The organism is Sphingobium sp. Leaf26, assembly GCF_001421665.1.
Classification (GTDB): domain Bacteria; phylum Pseudomonadota; class Alphaproteobacteria; order Sphingomonadales; family Sphingomonadaceae; genus Sphingobium.
Genome location: NZ_LMKV01000028.1, coordinates 184,968 through 204,262 on the forward strand (window position 1 = coordinate 184,968; position 19,295 = coordinate 204,262).

The window sequence follows — 19,295 nt, forward strand, 5'->3', positions numbered from 1 at the left end:
CGCGGGGCGCAGCGGGGGAGCGGGCCACGCCCCGCGACGGCGATCGACGGCATGAGAGGGGGCACCGCCGACCGCGGGCCGGATCGGACCTGCGGCCCGGGGGCTATTCAGACGTGTAGGCCGATCCGGAACCGAGGAACTTCTTCGTCGCCGCGCGAGCTTCCGCCGCCTGCGTGGTCTGGCGAGCCTGCTCGACGGACTCGCTGCGAAACTGCGCGGCCATCATGTGCTGGAGCTGGAACTGCTGCTTGGCCGTGAGCGCGAGAAGCTGGTTCGTCGCCTGCTGCGCTGCAAGCGAGCCCTCGGCACCCTGGCTGCGCGCGACGATGTCGGCCAGCGCCTCGGTGTCCGACTGGATGTTCTCGACCACCTGGGCCTGCACGGTCATCGTCTGGCGGAACGCGCCCATGCTGGCGTCGAGGCGCGCTCGCGCGTCGCGCACGCGGGCATCGGTGCGCAGGGCAGAGCTGAAGTCCTGGGGAAACAGCGACTGGAACTTGTCGTCGAGCTGGTCGACCCGGAAGTCGATGGCCTGTGCGCGGCCCATCAGCCGGTCGATCTCGGCAAGCTTCTGTTTGAGGGCATCGAGCTGCGGGAAGTCGATGCGCGTCAGGTTCTTGCCCATGTTGACGAGCATCCGCGCTTCGTTCTGAAGTTGCTGGATCTGCTGGTTGACGGTCTGCAGCGTGCGTGCAGCGGTCAGGATGTTCTGCGCATAGTTGCTCGGATCGAACACGATGCCGCTGAACTGGGCATGTGCTGGGCTCGCCGTCAGCGTCATCGCGCCCATGCCGAGAGCGCCGCACGCGCCGAGGCCGAGCACGGCGGCGATCATGTGCTTTTGATTGGGACCACGCATTACGTCTCTCCTTGGTTGGGGGCTTTGATATCTGGACGGGGGAAATTGGCGGCGAGGTCGGCCGCCCAGTCGAGGCCAGCGTCGCGCAGCAAGGCTTCGGCGAACCGCTCGCGCCCATGCTCGGCGAGGACCGCATCGATCCGGGCCCGCGCTGTGGGGTCCGACGAGCCGCACAAAGCCAGCGCGATGGGGCCCAGGCCCAGCTCGAACAGTCGGTTGCCCCGTGCGGACTGGAGGTAATAGTGGCGCTTGGGCGTGGCCCGCGCGATCAGCTCGATCTGCCGGTTGTTCAGGCCGAAGCGCGCATAGATGTCATGGCCCTGCGGCTCTATCGCCCGATCGTTGGGCAGCAGGATCCGCTGCGGGCAGCTTTCGATGATGGCCGGCGCGATCGCGGAGCCCGCTATGTCCGCGAGGCTTTGCGTCGCGAACAGCACCGCTACATTCTTCTTGCGCAGCACCTTCAGCCACTCCCGGATGCGGGCGGCGAAAAGCGGATGATCGAGGAAGATCCAGGCCTCGTCGAGGATCAGCAAGGTCGGGCGGCCATCGAACCGCTCTTCCAGCCGGTGAAACAGATAGGTCAGCACGGGCGCGACCGCACCGGTCTGGCCCATCAGCGCTTCGGTCTCGAAGCATTGGACGTCGGCCAGGCTAAGATGTTGTTCGGCGGCATCGAGTAGCCGGCCATGCGGGCCTTCGAGCGTATAGGGCTGGAGCGCAAGGCGCAGCGCGTTCGACTGGAGCAGCATTGCGAGCCCGGTCAGGGTTCGCTCCTCGCGCGGCGCGGAAGCAAGGCTGCCGAGCGCGGTCCAGATCGCGTCCTTTATTTCCGGCGTTACGACCAAGCTCTCGTGCGCGAGCAGCGCCGCGATCCAATCCGCAGCCCAGCTCCGTTCGCCGGCATCGTCGATGTTCGCCAGCGGCTGGAAGGCCAGCATCTCGCCGTCCGCTTCCGCCGATCCCAGCGCATGGTGGACGCCGCCCATCGCCAGCACGGCGGCCCGCGCGCTGTTGCCCTTGTCGAAGATATAGACCTGGGCGCCGGGGTAGCGCCGAAATTGAAGCGCGATGAGGCTCAGCAGCACCGACTTGCCAGCGCCCGTTGGCCCCACGACCATCATGTGCCCGACATCCCCGACATGGCTGGAGAGCCGGAACGGTGTCGAGCCGGCGGTCTTCGCGACCAGCAGCGGCGGTCCGTCTAGGTGGGCATTGCGCACTGGCCCGGCCCACACCGACGAAAGCGGCATCAGGTGCGCGAGGTTGAGCGTATGCACCAGCGGCTGCCGGACATTGGCGTAAGTCTGGCCCGGCAGCGAGGAGAGCCAGGCCTCGACCGCGTTGACGGTCTCGCGGACGCAGGTGAAGCCAAGCCCGTTGACGATCCTCTCGACGGCGCGGACCTTGTCCTCGACCGCCATCCGACTCTGGTCCGTGACCGTGATCGTCGTGGTCAGGTAGCCGAACGCGACATGGTCGCCGCCCAGCACCTGGAGGGCTTGGTCGGCATCGGCCACCTTGTTGTCGGCATCGCTGTCGAGCAGTTGCGCGGGCGAATTATAGAGGACCTCGCGCAGCAGCGCGGTGATCGACTTGCGCTTGTTGAACCATTGGCGCCGGAGCGAGGTGAGCGTCTTGGTCGCCAGCGTCTTGTCGAGCGCGATGAAGCGCGTGACCCAGCGATAGCCAAAATCCTGGTGATTGAGCGCATCGAGGATGCCGGGACGGCTAAAGCTCGGGAAGCCCAGGATCGTCAGCGTACGCACATGCAGGTCGCCAAGGCGCGGTTCAAGCCCGCCGACCAGCGGCGTATCGGCGAGCAGCCCATCGAGATACATCGGCGTTTCGGGCGCCGCGACCCGATGGTGCCGGTCGGAGACCGCGCCATGCAGGAATGTCAGCGTCTCGCCATCGTCGAGCGGGCGCACCTGCGGCATGAAGCCAGCGAGCAGGTCGAGCACGCGGTCGGTTTCGGCAACGAAGCTTTCCAATGCGCCGCGCCAGTCACGTGTGTTTTCGCCATCGGGCCGCTCCACAAGGCTCCGGCCCGCGCGGTCGGTCGCATCTGCCGGCGGCAGCCAGGTCAGGGTCAGGTGATAGCGGCTTTCAAAATGTGTCCCTGCTGCCTCGAACGCCGCCTGCCGCTCGCCATCGACGAGCCAACTCGCCGCATCAGGAAAGGCGCTGTCGGGATAAGCCTGCGCCTCGCGCCGCTCCGCGTCGAAGAACAGCGCCCAGCCGCTGCCCAGCCGCTTGAGCACATTGTTCGCCCGCGCGCAGGCGGCGACCAGTTCTGCCTCGGTCGCGGACTCCAAGTCGGGACCGCGAAAGGCCAGCACGCGCAGAAAGCTGCCGTCCTTGTTGAGCACCACACCGGGCGCCACCAGCGCTGCCCAGGGCAGGTGATCGGCAAGCCGTTCGGCGGACGCGCGATATTCGCCCAAGAACATCATTTCAGGTGCCTCAGCATGCGAAGTATCCCTTCTGGCGGATGTGGCGGAGGAGAACCGGGGCGAAGCTGGGGTCGCGACGTGCGGCCATCACGGCGATGCTATGGCCCACGGCCCAGAGCAGTATCCCGGCCAGCCATTGCTGGAGGCCGAGCCCGACCGCTGCGGCCAGCGTCCCGTTGACGATCGCAAGGCCCCGTGGTGCGCCGCCGAGCAGGAGCGGCGAACCCAGCGAGCCATGGATCGGCACTTCGTAGCCGTCGACATGCTGGGCCCCGAACGACATGGCGCCGGTCACGAGATCAATGCCCCACCGCCGAAGCTGAAGAAGGACAGGAAGAAGCTCGACGCGGCGAAGGCGATGGAGAGGCCGAAGACGATCTGGATCAGTCGCCGGAACCCGCCCGAACTCTCGCCGAAAGCGAGCGTCAGGCCGGTCACGATAATGATGATCACCGCGACGATCTTGGCAACCGGGCCCTGCACGGATTCCAGCACCTGCTGCAGCGGCTCTTCCCAAGGCATGCCGGAGCCGGCCGCCTGGACCTGGGTGGCGAGCGTCAGCGCGATGCCGGTCGTGCCGCCGATAAGCCAAAAGCGGCTGGCGATGTGGCGGGGATTGCGGGCAAGGGTCATGGGTCAGGTCTCCTTAGGGCTGGACTTGGGGGATTGAGCTTGGGAAGATCGGCGAGCGCGTAGGCGCTGGTCTCGGGGTCGAGTCCGGCGACACGCGCGATCGTCGAGACGCGGCGGTCGATGCCGCGCCCGGAGATGAAGACGATGATGTCGATGGCCTCGGCGATCAGCTGGCGCGGCACAGTGACGACCGCCTCCTGCACCAACTGTTCGATGCGGTAGAGCGCGGCGATGGCGCTGTTGGCGTGGACGGTCGCGATCCCGCCGGGGTGGCCGGTGTTCCAGGCCTTGAGCATGTCGAGCGCTTCGGGGCCGCGGACCTCGCCGACCACGATGCGATCGGGACGCAGGCGCATGGTCGAGCGCACCAGGTCGGTCATTGACACGTGCGGCGGGCGGGTGCGGAGCGCGACGGTGTCTGGCAGCGGGCATTGCAGCTCGCGCGTGTCCTCGATGACGATTACGCGGCTATCCACCCATGCCATCTCGGCGAGCAGCGCGTTGGCGAGCGTCGTCTTGCCCGAGCTGGTGCCTCCGGCGACGAGGATGTTGTAGCGCTGCGTGACAGCGGCACGCAGGGCGTCTGCCTGGACCTCCGACATCAGCCCATCGGCGACATAGTCGTCGAGCGTGTGCAGCCTTGTGGCAGGCTTGCGGATCGAGAAGCACGGCGCCGACGACACGGGAGGCAGCACGCCTTCGAAGCGCTCGCCCGCGCGGCCCTCGATATGCGGCGGGAGCTCGGCCGATATGATCGGGTGCGCGGCATGGACTTCGGCACGGGCATGGCTCGCCACCAGCCGGATGATCCGCTCGACCTGTTCGGGTTCGATGCGGACTTCGGTATCGGTACGACCTTCGCCAAGACGATCAAGCCGCAGCGCCCCGTCAGGGTTCACCATGATCTCGGTGACTTGGCTGTCGCGCATCGCAGCGGCAATGTCGCCGCCAAGGGCCGTGATCAGCATGCGACGACGGCGCTCAGCCGAGGTTGTCGGCCCTGCGGGGGCTGGCCGGGCGCTCATTCGCCATTATCCGACGAGGCTACAAGCGTGCGCCGTCCGGTCGAGACTTGCCGTCCGACTTGGGTCACGAAGGCTTCGAACCTTTTCGCGCCCAGCGCTCGGCCGGCCTGGTCGTTCTCGGCGAGCGGCGTCTGGATCGCGAGTTCGAACCGGATGAAGAGGGCGAGCGTTTCGAGGATCACATAGGCGTCGCGATCGACCCGGCCGATCGCTTGCGTGAGCCGATCAAGGCGGATCGCAAACCGATCTTCCAGCTCGGAAGCACCGCGGCGATTGAGCCAGGCGGTGACCGCATCGACGAGGATCGCCGACTTGCTGGCGCCGGGCCTGGCGGCGAGCGCCTCCAGCCGATCGGACAAAGGCTTGGGCAGGAACAGCTGATGGCGGATCTTCTCCATGATCAGAACCCCAGCTGCAGGTCGTCAGGGCGACTGGAGGCGGCATCGATGCCGTAGACCGTGCGCGCCGTGCCGATTTGCTGAATCCGGTCCATCGCCCGGCGCTCGGCGGCCTGGTCTCCATCGTCCTCGCCAAGGCCCAGGGGATCAGCAATCTCTGGCTCGATGACGACCCCGGGTTCGATCTCGTGCGCGGGGTGACGGGCCTGCTCAAGGCCGCCCGCGTCGGCTCCTTCATCGGCCTCATTGCCGGTGGATAGGCGCATGTCTGCACCGCGAACTTGTCCAGCCCAGTCATCCGGGCGAGCCGCCGGAAGGTCACGATAGCGTGCGGGATCCAGTATCGGTGCCGGCGACAGGCGTTCGGTGAACCGGCGATCCTCGTAATAGCGCAGCTTCTTCACGCGGATCGGCGGAGATCCCGAGATCAGGACCAGGCCGTCCGTGGGTGCAAGCTGCATCACCTCGCCAGGTGTCAGCAGAGCCCGCGCAGTCTCCTGGCGGCTGACCATGACGTGCGCGAGCCAGGGCGCGAGCCGATGCCCCGCATAGTTGCGCATCGCACGCTGCTCGGTCGCGGTGCCCAGCGCGTCCGAGATCCGCTTGGCGGTCCGCTCGTCATTGGTCGCAAAGGCGACGCGGACATGGCAATTGTCGAGGATGGCGTTGTGCTCGCCATAGGCCTTTTCGATCTGGTTCAAGCTCTGCGCGATCAGGAAGACGCGCACGCCGTAGCCGGCCAGGAAGGCAAGGCTCGTCTCGAAGAAGTCGAGCCGCCCCAACGCCGGAAACTCGTCAAGCATCAGCAGGAGGCGGTGACGGCCCTTGGCTGCCTCGCCGTCCTTGCCGACACCGTGCAATTCCTCGGTCAGCCGGCGGCCGATCTGGTTGAGGATAAGGCGAACCAGCGGCTTGGTGCGGCTGATGTCGGACGGCGGCACGACGAGGTAGAGCGAGATCGGATGCGCCGCTTCCACAAGGTCGACGATGTGCCAGTCGGATGCTGCCGTCACGGCTGCGACGGTTGGGTCGCGGTAGAGCCCCAGGAATGACATCGCGGTCGAAAGGACGCCAGAGCGCTCGTTCTCGCTCTTGTTCAGGAGTTCGCGAGCAGCCGAGGCGACGACCGGATGGACAAGCGGCGCCTCCTTGGTGCCCAGATGGTTGGTCGCCATCATCCGATGCAGGGTGGCGGCGAAACTGCGCTGCGGGTCGGAGAGGAAGGTGGCGACGCGGGAGAGCGTCTTCTCTTCCTCTGCGTAGAGCACATGGAGGATCGCACCGACCAGCAGCGAATGGCTGGTCTTTTCCCAGTGGTTGCGACGCTCCAGCGCCCCTTCCGGGTCGACCAGGATATCGGCGATATTCTGCACGTCGCGCACTTCGTTCAAGCCGCGCCGGACTTCGAGCAGCGGATTGTAGCGCGCCGAGCGGGCGTCGGTCGGGTTGAACAGGAGGCAATGCGAGAAGCGCGCCCGCCAGCCGGCAGTGAGTTGCCAGTTCTCGCCCTTGATGTCGTGGACGACAGTCGAGCCTGTCCAGGAAAGCAAGGTTGGGATGACCAGCCCGACGCCCTTGCCCGATCGCGTGGGTGCGAACGCCATCACATGTTCGGGGCCGTCGTGGCGCACGTCGTCCCGACCGATCCGGCCGAGGACGACGCCGCCTGGGCCAAGGAGCCGGGCGCCCTTGATGTCCCGGCGTGTTGCCCAGCGGGCGGAGCCGTAAGTCGTCAGGTTGTTGGACTGGCGCGCGCGCCATACCGAACCGAAGATCGCAGCGCCGCAGCCTAGGAAGCCGCCAGCGGCTGCGATGGCGCCAGCCTTGTCGAATACCAGCGGCGCATAAGCGTCGAAGGAAAACCACCAGGGAAAGATCGACCAGGGATGGTAGATCGGCTGGCCCAGCAAGACGAACCAGGGGCGGCCGAGTTCGGGCTGGTACGCGAGTTGCGCCGCTGCCCACTGCGTCGCAGTCCATATGCCCGCGAGGATGATTGCGAGCACAACGAGGATCTGTCCTATAAGCAGCTTTGTCGGGGTCATGCGGGCCTCCGCCGAAGTCTGGAAGATGACTGCGGGTTCGGGCACATGGTCTCAGAAGGGCGGCTGAGGCGTCAGGGTGCCGCTGATATCGCCAGGTATCTCTTCGCGGTCTTTCGCGACCGCGTCTGGAACCGGAACCATGCCAAAGCCACGAATCGGGCTTGCGGACCTTCTGTCTCTGGACGAGGGAGGCGTTCATTCTCACGTCGCACCGGCCTATGCGCACGACCATTGCGCTGTGCAGATACGCGGTCCCGCCTTTGAGCCGGTTTGGACGGGATTGGTAGGGAAACCGATAACCGCTGCGGCGCCAAGGCGAAAGGCCGAAGCGATGCTGGTTGGCGCAAGGCGGCGATCCTCTTCCAACCTCATGCCCGGCCGTCACGGATTACGAATCGAGGTTTAAGACGCTGCCTAACCTCCTTGCGCACATTTTTCAGAACTGCGCACGAATGATGTTTGGTGCTGCTGCACAGGGTTGCGAACCATCGCCAAGGAGGAGCCGGCGAAAATATGCGATGGGCCGCATCACGCCAGGCGCTCGTGACAAGAAACGGCCTGGGCGCAGCGGCGCAATCCTATGATTTTGATCTGCCAGGCCGAACCCTGGCAGACGGTTGACGAGCCACGACACATGCCTTAAATATGTATACGTATTTTAAAGTCGCCATATGTTGGCGTCGTTGCGAAAGGCTGACGCAATCCATGACAAACATGTTTCTAAACGGTCCCTTCGTTCCTCAACGCGAAGAGTCCCAGCGCGAAAATCTGCGCGTTACCGGGACGATTCCAGCGGATTTGCAAGGAACGATGTACCGCGCGGGCTCAAGCCCATATTTCGACCCTCTTGTGCCTGAAAAATATCATTGGTTCGACGGCGATGGCATGGTCCATGCAATTGCCATAGGGGAAGGTACGGCCTCGGTTCGTAACCGGTACGTTGCGACTGCTGGCCTGAAATATGAGCAGGGCGTCGGCCATGCCGTATATGGCAGCTTCATGAATGGCGGTGTCCCCGCCGTGATGGACGGGTCGCGCCCGCTAATCAAAAATCCTGGTAATACAAACGTGTGGCAGCTCAACGAGACCGACGTCCTTGTATTTTGCGAAGGCGATGCCCCCCATCTGCTGGATGCGAGCACCCTGGAGACTAAAGGGATGTTCAATTTTGGTGGAACTCAAGGACCGGTCACGGCGCATTTCAAGATTGATCCCGCCAACGGTGATATCATCTTTTTCGGGTCAATGGGCACACATGTAAATTTCTACCATGCGAAATCCGACGGACAGTTGATTGCGAGTTATCCGTTCTCGATCGACACACCGGCATTCATGCATGACTTCGCGGCGACGGAACACTACGCCGTCTTTGCTCGGACACCGGCCCTGGTGGACTTCGAAGGCGTGATCAAAGGCAATCCAAGCACCATATGGTCACCCGAGCTTTCTAATGAGTTTGGGCTCATGAACATCGCTACCGGGGAAATCCAATGGTATCGCGTGGACCACACCTTTTCGATCACTCATTTCCTGAATGCGTTTGAGCGTGATGGGCAGGTCGTGATCGACGCTAACTGCGCGCCTGACTTTGGCGCGAAGATCGGTGAGCGCAACCCGTTCAGCGTGGCTACGCCCTGGCGTTGGACGATTGATCTCGAAACCGGGACAGTGACCGGGCATCAGATCGCCGACGTGAATTGTGAATTTCCGCGCCATGATCCGCGAGTGGCCGGGCGCGAACATCGTTATGGCTACTATGCCGCAACTCGGACAGGCCAATTTTGCGAAGACTGGCTTTTCGACCATCTGGCAAAAATTGACAGCGAGACTGGCAAGGTCGAATATCAAGGCGGCGTCGAAGGACTGACTTCGCCCGGCGAACCCGTCTTCGTTCCACGCGCCGACAGCGTGGCAGAAGACGATGGATATGTGCTCTGCGTCTGGTGGAACGCCCACACGGACGAGAGCGAGATGTTGGTTCACGACGCTCGCGATTTCGAGGGAGCGCCCCTTGCGCGCATCCATATGGGCCATCGCGTTCCCATGGGCTTCCACGGCAACTGGTCGCAGGCGAAGTCGGCCTGACCCAGTCAGCGATGCCCGCCCCCACACGGGGGTGGGTGTTTCGCTCTTAGCTTTTTATTGATCGCCAACAAGAGCCCTTCGGATAGTCTTGTCCAGCGACACATGCGCATTCGCGCAATGAGTTCCGGCCACTCCGGTTCCCCATGACCCATGGTTGTTGCCGCCGCCGGTAGTGGCCCGCCACCCCTTCCGCTACTATCAAGATGCCAAATGGTATCGAGAGCGTGCGGGCCTACCTGGAAATGCTCCCCATGACATGGGCACGTCCGGTGCATCAGATCTGGCGCGGACACCTTTGTCATTGCAACGTACCGCGTGGCTCCGGCTTACGAAGTACCAGCTTTTCTGCTCCTTGAAGGCAGGTATCAACGAATCAACCTGCAACTATGCACTTTGGCGCATCCTGGCAGCGTCCACTTCCCGACAATCACAAACCTCAGCGGTGCCAGGATCAACGATTAATGGATAAGTTGCCGGCGGGACGTCGTTACGGCATCAGCACGGCTTATGGTGAAAGTACCGCTTCGCTACAGGCTGGTGCGCAGCCGGTAGCGAAGCCGATATCACAAGGATCGCATTGATCCGCTGCTCAGTCTCCCATCAAGCCGGGAGCATGGGCCGTTGCAGGCCGCCGGAGCAACGTCAATCCAGCGAGTATGGAGACGACTGCCGCCCACCCCGCCAGTATCCACAGGGCGGTCGTCAAACTGGTCGTGGCCGCAGCAAGTCCAGTCACAACAACTCCGCAGGCGAACTGGCCAAGCGAGTTGCTCGACTGCACCAGTCCGGTCCCAAAACCCCGATGTTCGAAAGAAAACAGCTGCAGTGCAGCCGCGAGAAGCGACGGAACCATCATCCCTCCGCCGATCTCCGACAGGAAGGCGAAGCCAGTGATCACCGCATGGGAGCGCGAACCGGCAACACCGGCGAGCCCTATAGCCATGATAGCGAAGCCGAGCGCGATATGCACTCGGGTGTTGTAGCGGGATAGCGCCTTGTACAGCATCGCCCCTACGGCGAGTCCGATCGTTACTCCCGCCAGCGTCAGTCCGATGACTTCCGGGGAAGTGATCCCGACATTGGTCAAGATGAACGCAAGCTCCACTGGCATGATGAAGAAAAAGAGCGAGGTCATCAACATGAGCCCGCCCGCCATCAGCGTTGATTGCCAAGGGAACGGTTCGGCCGGCTTCCGCGCGGACGAGGCAGCTGCTCGTGTCGGACGTTGCGGCTCGCGGATCAGCGCGATTGCCAGGCAGCATACGGCAAGCGATAGAGAATGAGGAAGAATGGCGTAGCGCCAACCGAACGATCCCAACACGCCAGATGCAGCGGCGATGGTGACAGCAGAAAGGGCAGCGACTGCAATCTGGTACGCAAGCATGCGTTCCCGTTCCTCACCCTCATATTCGTCCCCGATCAACGTAGTCGCGGCGATCATCGCGCAAGCCTCCGCGATACCGACGAAAATCCTGCTCGCCAGGATAGCTGGCAGACTGGTCAGGAAAAACGGTGCCACGCCGGCGACTCCGTACAGGAAGAGGCCGAACACAAGGACGGTCTTGCGACCAAGTCGGTCGACCATGATGCCGGCAAGGCCGGACAAGAGCGCGATGCAGACAGAGGGCAGGGTCAAGACCATTGGGACGAGATAGGCAGAGCCTGGAAAGCCAGAAAATTCCCGCTGGACTTCGGCCAGGACCGGGCCAAGTGCAGCTGGTGCCATTCCGAGGAGCACCATCGGCGAAAGCAGTACTACGCGTTTGAGCCAGCCGGAATCGGCTCGCCCTGCTCGCGCGGCTGGATTTGGATTCACAAATTTGACTCCTTTTTGATGGCACATGGGCTACTTCGCGACAGCGGGATGATTAGTCCGTGCGGACGCAGACGCAGTGAGGATTTCAATTTTCGCGACGTGCGATCGCCAGGCCAGGCAGTGGCCACACCGTTGCAAGGGAGTCCACGCCCGGCGCGTGATCGATTTGGAATGGAACATCGTTTACGGCATACACATGACGGCCTTGATGACCTTCCCGCGCTCGGCGTCGAGCATCGCCTGGTTGATCGACGAAAAATCGTAGCGCGTCACGATGCGCTCAAGCGGGAAACGCCCTCGGCTGTGGAGGTGGGCAATATGCGCAATGGTGCCCCCCGCGGAACCGCCTCCTTCGATGACGCCAAGCATTCGCCTGCTTCCGAGAATCAAGTCTGCGGCGTTCACGTTCAATTGCTGCTTCGGGGGTGGAGGCGCAATCAAGGCTAGTGTCCCGCGCTGGCCGAGCGAGGCGAAAGCCTGACCGATCACTTGTATGTTGCCCGTCGTGTCGATGGCGTGGTCGACGGGACGCACGCAGCTTACGCTGGCGTCCTGCGCAGCGTTGACTGCTTGGGTAGCGCCCAGTGCCAGGGCCAGGTCGATGCGGGTCGGCAAGCGGTCTACGGCAACGATGCGCTCCGCGCCGGCCGCAGCGGCGGCCATCACGGCGGCAAGTCCGACGGCTCCAACGCCAAATACCGCCACGCTCGAACCTGCCTGGACATCCAACTCGTTCCAGATCGTGCCGGCGCCCGTCATAACGCCGCAACCAAGTGGTGCGGCCAATTCGAACGGCAGATCGGCAGGGATGTGAAAGACATTGCGTTCGTTCGCGACGGCGAGCGTGGCAAAGGAGCTTTGACCGAAAAAGCGATCGTGCAGAGCGCGGCCATTTTGCTGCTGGACGGCATGAGAGCCATCGGGGCGTCCACCCGAAAAGCAAAGTTCGGGCAGACGTGCGCAGCTGGCAGGCACGCCGACACGACATTCCCGGCATTCTCCGCACGACAGGTATGACATCACGACTCTGTCACCGGGTGCGAATGAGCGTACGGACTGTCCCACGGCCTGGATGATCCCAGCACCCTCATGGCCAAGAACGATCGGCATCGGCACACCGAGGAGCCCGTCGCGCGCTACCATGTCCGTGTGGCATATGCCGGCAGCTTTCACCGCCACCAAAACCTCGTCGTCCCGAAGCGGTCCCGCGACTATGTCGCCGAATTCGAACTCCCTTCCCGCATCGGATGCGATCGCCGCAGCGGCCCTCCAGCAGTCATTCATCGCGTAGCTCCCTCACATTTTTCTACCGACCGGCGCTTGCCGAGCATCATTCCCTTCTGGCCGGGAGAGTAAGCACGACAGTTAGCGCTTGCAGATTAGAACGGCTTAGACGCCCATGGCGTGACGCTGCGCGCCAGATCAGGTCGCTTCGAACCGCCTAGGAATGTTCAGGTTCGTCCGCCCACCAGCGTGAACCGCGATGCCCGCCATGAGCAGCCCATCTGTCGTGTACCCAGATGATCCATCGATCATCTGGGCGTGGGTCATCGCCCAAGGTGTCGGCGCCCGGACCGCGGGGTTGGTCAACAGCATTATCCTCGCCTTCGATTGCCGGAAATCTGGTTTCCGGACCAAACTGGCGGGCTGGATCGTCCTTGGACCGAAGCCTACCGATCCACCTGAGACCGCCGAATGACGCGACGATATCATAATATGTGTACTTATCAATAGACAGGCTGGGAGGTGCCGACGAATCCGCCAAGAAGTGCCCGGCTTAGCTTTAGCAGCCCACCAACTCGTCCCTCTGACAAATCGTTTGACGGAATATTGATATGTCTACATATTATAGAAATCTCTGGTTGCTGGCGACTGCCTGGCAAGAGGAGCGCCAGAAGAGAGAGGAACCGCAATGGCTGCAGAGCGCGAACTGGAAAAAGCTGCCCGCGATTACAGGGAGGACGGCGCTGCTGTGATACGGGGAGTGCTGTCTCGGGAAATCGTAGGCGAGCTGGGCGATGCGATCGACCGCCTCATTGCTGCTGGCGATCGAGGATTTGATGCAGCAGGGTCCGGGCGTGGTCGCTTCTTCAACGACCTTTTTACAAGCCTCGAAGATCAAGACTTTGCTGCCTTTGTCCGCAAGTCCCGGCTTGCGCGGCTTGCAGGCAAGATCATGGGGGCGCAGCATGTTCGCTTTTTCTACGACCAGCTCTTGGTCAAAGAACCCGGGACGGCGGCGCGGACCGCTTGGCACCAGGATTTGTCCTATTGGCCGGTAAAGGGTCAGCAAATCGTTTCGATCTGGGTGCCGGTCGATTGCGCGGGTCCCGACAATGGTGTCGTGACGTATGTTCGCGGCTCCCACAATCGCGGTAGCATGTTCCCGATGCAGCCATTCACCGACGACGACGTCTTGACCGAGAGAGCGCCGCCACAGTTTGAAGTCCATACGGACGATCCAACCCATGACGTCTATGATCGGTCGAATCTGCTTAGCGAGATCCGACAGCATCCTGAAAAATTTGAGATGCTGACATGGGAGGTGGAGCCGGGAGACGTGATCGTCCATCATCCGCTCGTCATTCACGGTGCACCGGGCAACACCTCGACTGACCGGCGCCGACGCGCGTTGGCCACGCGATGGTTAGGCGATGACGCCGTCTGGGACGATACCCGTCCGAATTTCATGCGGATGATGAAGGGCAAACCAGGGTTTCCTTACCCGCGACTCGAAAACGGTGCTTCGGTGGACCATCCACTATTCCCGTTGCTCTGGTCTGCAGAAGAGGGCGCGCTCGATGACGCGTGATTTTCTAACCTCTGCCGGGCTGATGGATCCACGATGTTCTCCATCATAAAAAGACGGCACGAAGGTCGACACATCGAAGATTGCCGTTTCCCGGCATCTACTCTGAAGTTGCCACCTTACAAAAGTGAACCGGCAGCACGGGAAACTACCTAGGCACAGACGTCATAACCATGGCTTGATCCGATTGCCGTTCAAGGCACTACAGATAACCAAGAGAAGGAAAAATATGTCGATTGACGGACATTGGAAAATCGAAACCAAGACGCCCATGGGCAAGCAATTCTCATCCCTGACATTGGAAGTGACGGGCGGCATCTTGAAAGGGATATCTGTTGTAAATGGCGTCGAACAGCACTTCACCGGCACGACTGATGGCAGTCACGCGGAATGGGCACTAGATGTCGTGCAGCCGTTCAAAATGACGCTAGGTTTCACCGTCGACGTCGAGGGCGATGCGATGACCGGTAAGGTCAAGACCGGCATGCTCGGATCCTTCCCGCTGACGGGATGCAGAACCGTTTGATCTGACGGGGACAAAGGCTCGTGTCGCCTCAGGATCAGGCGCGAGCCGGATCCTGATCGCCGTGCGGGGACGACGAATGCGCCTACTGTACCGATCCATGAAAGCACGCCGGCTGCAGTGCTTGAACCGTGACCACTAGCCGACTGCCAAACTACGGCCGTCTACAGGAGAGTAGCCGGTTCTCGAGGAAGGGAAACGTGGCGTGCCTTACCAAATTTCTAGCTAATCTCAGTCAATATAGTAGCTGTTGCGCACTTCAAGTACCTTGCTTAGCAGTCGCAGGAATGTAAGGCGTTCGTCTTCCTCGAGCGGCGCAAGAATGTTACCTTGCAGATCACCCAGCATGGCGAGTTGCTGTTTTCCCATCAATTTTCCTATTGGTGTGGCCTTGACGAGCCAGCCGCGGCGTGAACGGCCGCTTCGACAACGAGTAATCAAGCCCCGCTTCTCCAGTGCTCCAAGAACGACACCAGTCGTGGCTTTGTCGTAGCCGACAATCTGCGCAAGTTCGGCCTGCTCAAGATCAGGTATGAGTATAGCGGTAGAAAAAATTGCCAGTTGAGCGCGAGTGAGCTTTAGGGCGGCGGCCGTCGCTTCATGTTCCTGGAAAATGCGCTGTTCCAACCTTCGGGTCAGATACCCCAGCGCATCGTATATTGGCATCATTTGCCGGCGAACCGCCTCATCAAGTAGCGGCATGGTGGTGTCATCCCCTAGCTATTATGTTTACGGCAGAGCAGATCGACCTGAACAATAGTCGTCTTGATCTCGAAGACTTAAGGAATAACAGTAGCGCAATCTCCGAAAAAGCAGGAACCGCGGGACTTGCGGAAAAATCCGTCGAGACTTACGAAATTTTCGGGCGGCAGGTCAGTGGCCGCATCGATCCGACCGTCGTCACAGGTCGACGTCGCGACGCAATGCATCTGAGCCAGTTTTTTCCGTGACATTGACGATACCGTGCAATAATAGACAAAGTAGTCATTTAGAAAGTGATGGCGACGCCACGTCATCGTGTCGGCCGCGACCGACGCACGGGAGGGATTGGATGGAATTCAACCGTATTGGACCATTGACCGCTATGGTCGCCTCGACATCCCATGCGATGCAAGAAAGCGATGTCGTCGAGATCGCGCGGAACGCTGCGAAAGCAGCGCCCGCATGGGCCAGATTAGGCCCCAACGCGCGGCGCGCTATCCTGATGAAGGCCGCTGAGGAGCTGGAGAGTCGTTCGGAGACTTTCGTCGAGGCAATGATGGGTGAAATCGGCGCGACCAAGGGTTGGGCGTTGTTTAACGTTGCTCTTGCCGCCTCAATGGTTCGAGAAGCCGCTGCCTTGACGACGCAAATCGTCGGCGAGGTCATTCCCTCCGACAAGCCCGGTTGCATCGCCATGGCTGTTCGGGAACCAGTCGGTGTCATCTTGGGCATTGCTCCATGGAATGCGCCGATTATCCTTGGGGTTCGCGCGATTGCGGTACCATTGGCTTGCGGAAACGCCGTTATCTTGAAAGCTTCAGAACAGTGTCCGCGCACGCATTCATTGATCATCGAGGCTTTTGCGCAGGCGGGCTTCCCGCAAGGCGTCGTCAGCATCGTAACTAATGCACCAACTGATGCCGCGACCATCGTCGGCGCTCTCATCGACGCGCCGGAGGTGAAGCGCATCAACTTCACCGGATCCACCAATGTCGGGCGCGTCATCGCCAAGCGAGCAGCCGAAAACTTGAAGCCCTGCTTGCTCGAACTGGGCGGTAAGGCGCCGTTGATCGTGTTGGAGGATGCGGAGGTCGAGGAAGCCGTCAAGGCAGCAGCATTCGGCGCTTTCATGAACCAAGGTCAGATCTGCATGTCGACAGAGCGGATAATCGTCGTGGATGCGATCGCCGAAAGCTTCATAAAGCAGTTCAAAGCCAAGGTTTCCACCATGGCGGTCGGCGACCCGCGGGTGGGGAGTACGCCTCTGGGCGCCGTGGTCGACGTCAAGACGGTCACACATTGCCAAGATCTAGTAGCGGATGCATTGGAGCAAGGCGGAAGCCTATTGGTTGGGGGCGATACACTGCAGGGCGTGCTCATGCCGGCTCATGTCGTGGATAACGTAACCCCGCAGATGCGATTGTTTCGTGAAGAAAGCTTCGGACCGGTCGTGGGGATCGTCCGTGCCAGGGACGAGGATCATGCTATCGAACTTGCCAATGATACCGAATATGGCTTGTCCGCCGCGGTGTTCACGCGTGATGCTGCCCGTGGCTTGCGCGTAGCCCGGCAGATCAGGTCCGGCATCTGTCACGTTAACGGGCCAACTGTCCACGACGAGGCGCAGATGCCCTTCGGTGGTGTCGGAGCCTCGGGCTATGGCCGCTTCGGCGGCAAGGCCGGCATCGACAGCTTCACGGAACAGCGGTGGATCACCATGGAAACACAGCCAGGGCATTTCCCCATATAATCAATCCGAGGGTTGCATCGTCGCGGCCACGCTCTGTGGGCAACTGGAAGATGCTGGTCGCGGCGACAGTATCTTACCGTATCGGGATGGGGGCAACGCTCGCCTGCCGCGCTGCGGCCACCTCGAGCTTTAATTCCTGGCGGTCGTGGTGTTCGGGGCGCACACGATCAAGCAGTCCGTCCTTTGCTTTGCTGGCCGCTACAGCAGTTCGTGAACATCGATGGAGACCGCACTACTGTTCTTTGGGTGCAGCGTCCCGACGAAGGCCCGTTCGTTCAAGAAGGCATAGCGCTCACCAGTGACCTCGAAGACGGGGCGGGTCCTTGCATACCAGTTTGTCATGTCGATGGATTCACCCGTCAGGATCTTCTCCATGACATCGGGTGCCCCCGGTTGATATCCGTCGTTCGTAATCATGATCAATGTGCCATCATCGCATTTGAGGGTATAGCGGGCCCACAAATAGACTGTCCCATCCGGGCGAACCAGATTCCAGTCCGCGCCGCCTGGGCAGATTGTACCAGATAGGCGTTCGCCCGCAAACGTCCCTCCCACGATTGGTATGACGCGGCGATGTCCTCCAGGAACGGCCCCAACGTCCAATGTGGGACCCAACGCGACGTCGAGCCGCATCAAATGTTTGCTCGCTACCATCCTTCCCCCTTTCAGCCACCAAAACTCATGTCGCGCCGCATGCCTGACGTCGAACGGCCTCGCATGAAGCCGCAGGACCGCGGCACCTGATCCGGACCGATCTATCGGACCGCCGGATGCAAACCGTGCTCGAGATCGCTTCTGGAGCATTACAAAACACGATATGAAAGTGACTACAATGGTCAAAAACGACTTATTACGTCATTTTGGCTGTTTGCGATGCTGATCAAGCAGCGCGCTGTCACATCTCTCCACCTGAAATCGGCCCAGTGTTGCCCCTGTAGTTACTGGCATTGTCACGATCGGGGCTGCACACCCTGCAGTTGGCGAGTGTCCAACCGAAAACGATTCCGCCGAGGGGAGTTGCGACGGGTTCGTCAAGGATGCCGACGAGAGCGAAGCGCCAAGCAGGTTGTCAGCACCGCGCGCCAGAAGCGACGATTGCGCTCGCCGACTCTATGCCAAGGATGGTGGCTTCATCGGCCGGAATGCCCAGAACTCGGAGCAGGGCCGCCGACATCGCCGATGCCAGTTCCACAGGATCTGGCAATGGTGCGTCGGACAAGACATGGCGCACCGTTACCGCGATCAATCCGACGACGGAAAGGATCGCGCATTCTGACCCGACCTGGGAGAATCGCTTTGTAGACAGCCCGGCGCCCACATCTGCGGAAAGCCCATCGTTAAGTGGTGAAACGGGGCTGGCTCGACGATCGCCAAGGCTCAGGAGCGCCTGGGTGCGGTCGGGATTTTCACGAGCATATTGCAATACCGTGCACAGGGCCCGGCTAACCCTTAAGGCAGGATCGCCAACTGCTTCATTATTCTGCGCGATGAGCAGTTCAAGCTCACGACCAATGTCTTCGAATATCTCGTCCGCAAAAGCATTCTTGTCATCAAAATGATTGTAGAAGCTGCCCTTGGCGACGTCCGCTTTTGCCACGATATCGTCGACGGTCACTCCCTCCACGGCCCTCTGGGCGAATAGATGCTGGCCAGCCTCGAGCAAAGCCGATCTGGTTTTACGGCGCTGTCGATTTGGCTGCCTTTGGGATTGCCCCGTCTCGCTACGGTTTTTCATAAAAAGCTGGTTATCGGGCCTCTATCGAAGATTGAACCCTGTTGCGCCAAGTGCGCCCCTAAACCAACGGATTTTTGTGCCGTCACGATGACAAACTGCTGCCAGCACGAGCAGGGAGCAATGCGGCCCTCAGCCCAGGCAAACGCCCGTTGTCAAGCAGGCGTTCCTCGCTGTCTCATGTTCGCCTGTTTGGCCAAATCCCGCAAGGGCATCGAGCCAGCACAGCTTCCCTGAAATTATATTGACCGAATCGTACAAACATGTCCAATATGGTCACTAATCGGGAGGATATGTCGATGATCGGCACGATGGTGCGATCTGGATTGAAGGGGCAATGTGAACGGGGATGCGTGCCTTGCTGCATGCAGGCGATGCCTTCGTGGCCGGGCGCCTGCTCGCCAGCGCTGGCGTCGATAACATCGTACCTCGCTGCTGCGACCCGTGTGTCATCTTGGCACG

17 protein-coding genes are annotated in these 19,295 nt (G+C 61.3%); 5 read left to right on the forward strand and 12 right to left on the reverse strand.

The features are described 5' to 3' along the window. Nucleotides 1–103: 103 nt before the first annotated feature. From trbJ to ASE85_RS16685, 7 genes are read right to left on the reverse strand one after another with little or no spacing between them, the layout of a single operon-like run. Complete coding sequence (gene trbJ / locus ASE85_RS16655; protein WP_056690860.1) at nucleotides 104–859, reverse strand: P-type conjugative transfer protein TrbJ; 756 nt, start codon at nucleotides 857–859, stop codon at nucleotides 104–106. Continuing rightward, nucleotides 859–3,315 (reverse strand): conjugal transfer protein TrbE, encoded by a 2,457-nt coding sequence (gene trbE, locus ASE85_RS16660; RefSeq protein WP_056690863.1) that lies wholly within the window; start codon nucleotides 3,313–3,315, stop codon nucleotides 859–861. The genes trbJ and trbE overlap by 1 nt, the downstream gene beginning before the upstream one ends. A gap of 10 nt (nucleotides 3,316–3,325) precedes the next feature. Continuing rightward, a complete protein-coding gene (locus ASE85_RS16665; RefSeq protein ID WP_056691292.1) occupies nucleotides 3,326–3,598 on the reverse strand; it encodes a VirB3 family type IV secretion system protein in 273 nt (90 codons plus the stop codon). An 8-nt stretch (nucleotides 3,599–3,606) separates the two neighbouring features. After that, nucleotides 3,607–3,948 (reverse strand): TrbC/VirB2 family protein, encoded by a 342-nt coding sequence (locus ASE85_RS16670; protein ID WP_056690866.1) that lies wholly within the window; start codon nucleotides 3,946–3,948, stop codon nucleotides 3,607–3,609. Beyond that, nucleotides 3,945–4,916, reverse strand: coding sequence for a P-type conjugative transfer ATPase TrbB (gene trbB / locus ASE85_RS16675; protein WP_056690869.1), 972 nt, complete (start codon nucleotides 4,914–4,916; stop codon nucleotides 3,945–3,947). Before trbB ends, ASE85_RS16670 begins: the two co-directional genes overlap by 4 nt. 53 nt (nucleotides 4,917–4,969) lie before the next feature. Next, nucleotides 4,970–5,371, reverse strand: a complete 402-nt coding sequence (locus ASE85_RS16680) for a CopG family transcriptional regulator (protein ID WP_185998587.1) — start codon at nucleotides 5,369–5,371, stop codon at nucleotides 4,970–4,972. A 2-nt stretch (nucleotides 5,372–5,373) separates the two neighbouring features. Further along, complete coding sequence (locus ASE85_RS16685) at nucleotides 5,374–7,416, reverse strand: conjugal transfer protein TraG (RefSeq protein ID WP_056690874.1); 2,043 nt, start codon at nucleotides 7,414–7,416, stop codon at nucleotides 5,374–5,376. A gap of 705 nt (nucleotides 7,417–8,121) precedes the next feature. Between ASE85_RS16685 and ASE85_RS16690 the strand changes: the two genes are divergently transcribed. Beyond that, complete coding sequence (locus ASE85_RS16690) at nucleotides 8,122–9,501, forward strand: carotenoid oxygenase family protein (protein WP_162237472.1); 1,380 nt, start codon at nucleotides 8,122–8,124, stop codon at nucleotides 9,499–9,501. 589 nt (nucleotides 9,502–10,090) lie between these two features. Here ASE85_RS16690 and ASE85_RS16695 read toward each other — a convergent pair. Next, nucleotides 10,091–11,344, reverse strand: coding sequence for an MFS transporter (locus ASE85_RS16695; RefSeq protein WP_082462873.1), 1,254 nt, complete (start codon nucleotides 11,342–11,344; stop codon nucleotides 10,091–10,093). 156 nt (nucleotides 11,345–11,500) lie between these two features. Next, on the reverse strand, nucleotides 11,501–12,601 hold the full coding sequence (locus ASE85_RS16700) for an NAD(P)-dependent alcohol dehydrogenase (protein ID WP_056690886.1): 1,101 nt from the start codon (nucleotides 12,599–12,601) through the stop codon (nucleotides 11,501–11,503). Between the two features lie 628 nt (nucleotides 12,602–13,229). On the opposite strand from ASE85_RS16700, the gene ASE85_RS16705 reads away from it, so the two are divergent. Both ASE85_RS16705 and ASE85_RS16710 read left to right on the forward strand, forming a co-directional pair. Further along, nucleotides 13,230–14,129: a phytanoyl-CoA dioxygenase family protein gene (locus ASE85_RS16705; RefSeq protein WP_082462874.1), complete on the forward strand. Its 900-nt coding sequence runs from the start codon at nucleotides 13,230–13,232 to the stop codon at nucleotides 14,127–14,129. 226 nt (nucleotides 14,130–14,355) lie between these two features. Beyond that, nucleotides 14,356–14,652: a hypothetical protein gene (locus tag ASE85_RS16710; RefSeq protein ID WP_156358394.1), complete on the forward strand. Its 297-nt coding sequence runs from the start codon at nucleotides 14,356–14,358 to the stop codon at nucleotides 14,650–14,652. Nucleotides 14,653–14,880: 228 nt separating this feature from the next. Here ASE85_RS16710 and ASE85_RS16715 read toward each other — a convergent pair whose 3' ends face one another. After that, entirely contained in the window at nucleotides 14,881–15,351 is a 471-nt protein-coding gene (locus ASE85_RS16715; protein ID WP_156358395.1) for a MarR family winged helix-turn-helix transcriptional regulator, read from the reverse strand. A gap of 23 nt (nucleotides 15,352–15,374) precedes the next feature. Between ASE85_RS16715 and ASE85_RS16720 the strand changes: the two genes are divergently transcribed. Continuing rightward, nucleotides 15,375–15,599: a hypothetical protein gene (locus tag ASE85_RS16720; RefSeq protein WP_056690901.1), complete on the forward strand. Its 225-nt coding sequence runs from the start codon at nucleotides 15,375–15,377 to the stop codon at nucleotides 15,597–15,599. Between the two features lie 101 nt (nucleotides 15,600–15,700). After that, nucleotides 15,701–17,101, forward strand: coding sequence for an aldehyde dehydrogenase (locus tag ASE85_RS16725; RefSeq protein ID WP_056690904.1), 1,401 nt, complete (start codon nucleotides 15,701–15,703; stop codon nucleotides 17,099–17,101). A gap of 198 nt (nucleotides 17,102–17,299) precedes the next feature. Here ASE85_RS16725 and ASE85_RS16730 read toward each other — a convergent pair whose 3' ends face one another. After that, nucleotides 17,300–17,755, reverse strand: coding sequence for a DUF3237 domain-containing protein (locus tag ASE85_RS16730; RefSeq protein ID WP_056690907.1), 456 nt, complete (start codon nucleotides 17,753–17,755; stop codon nucleotides 17,300–17,302). 415 nt (nucleotides 17,756–18,170) lie between these two features. Further along, nucleotides 18,171–18,836: a TetR/AcrR family transcriptional regulator gene (locus tag ASE85_RS16735; protein ID WP_082462876.1), complete on the reverse strand. Its 666-nt coding sequence runs from the start codon at nucleotides 18,834–18,836 to the stop codon at nucleotides 18,171–18,173. Nucleotides 18,837–19,295 lie beyond the last annotated feature (459 nt).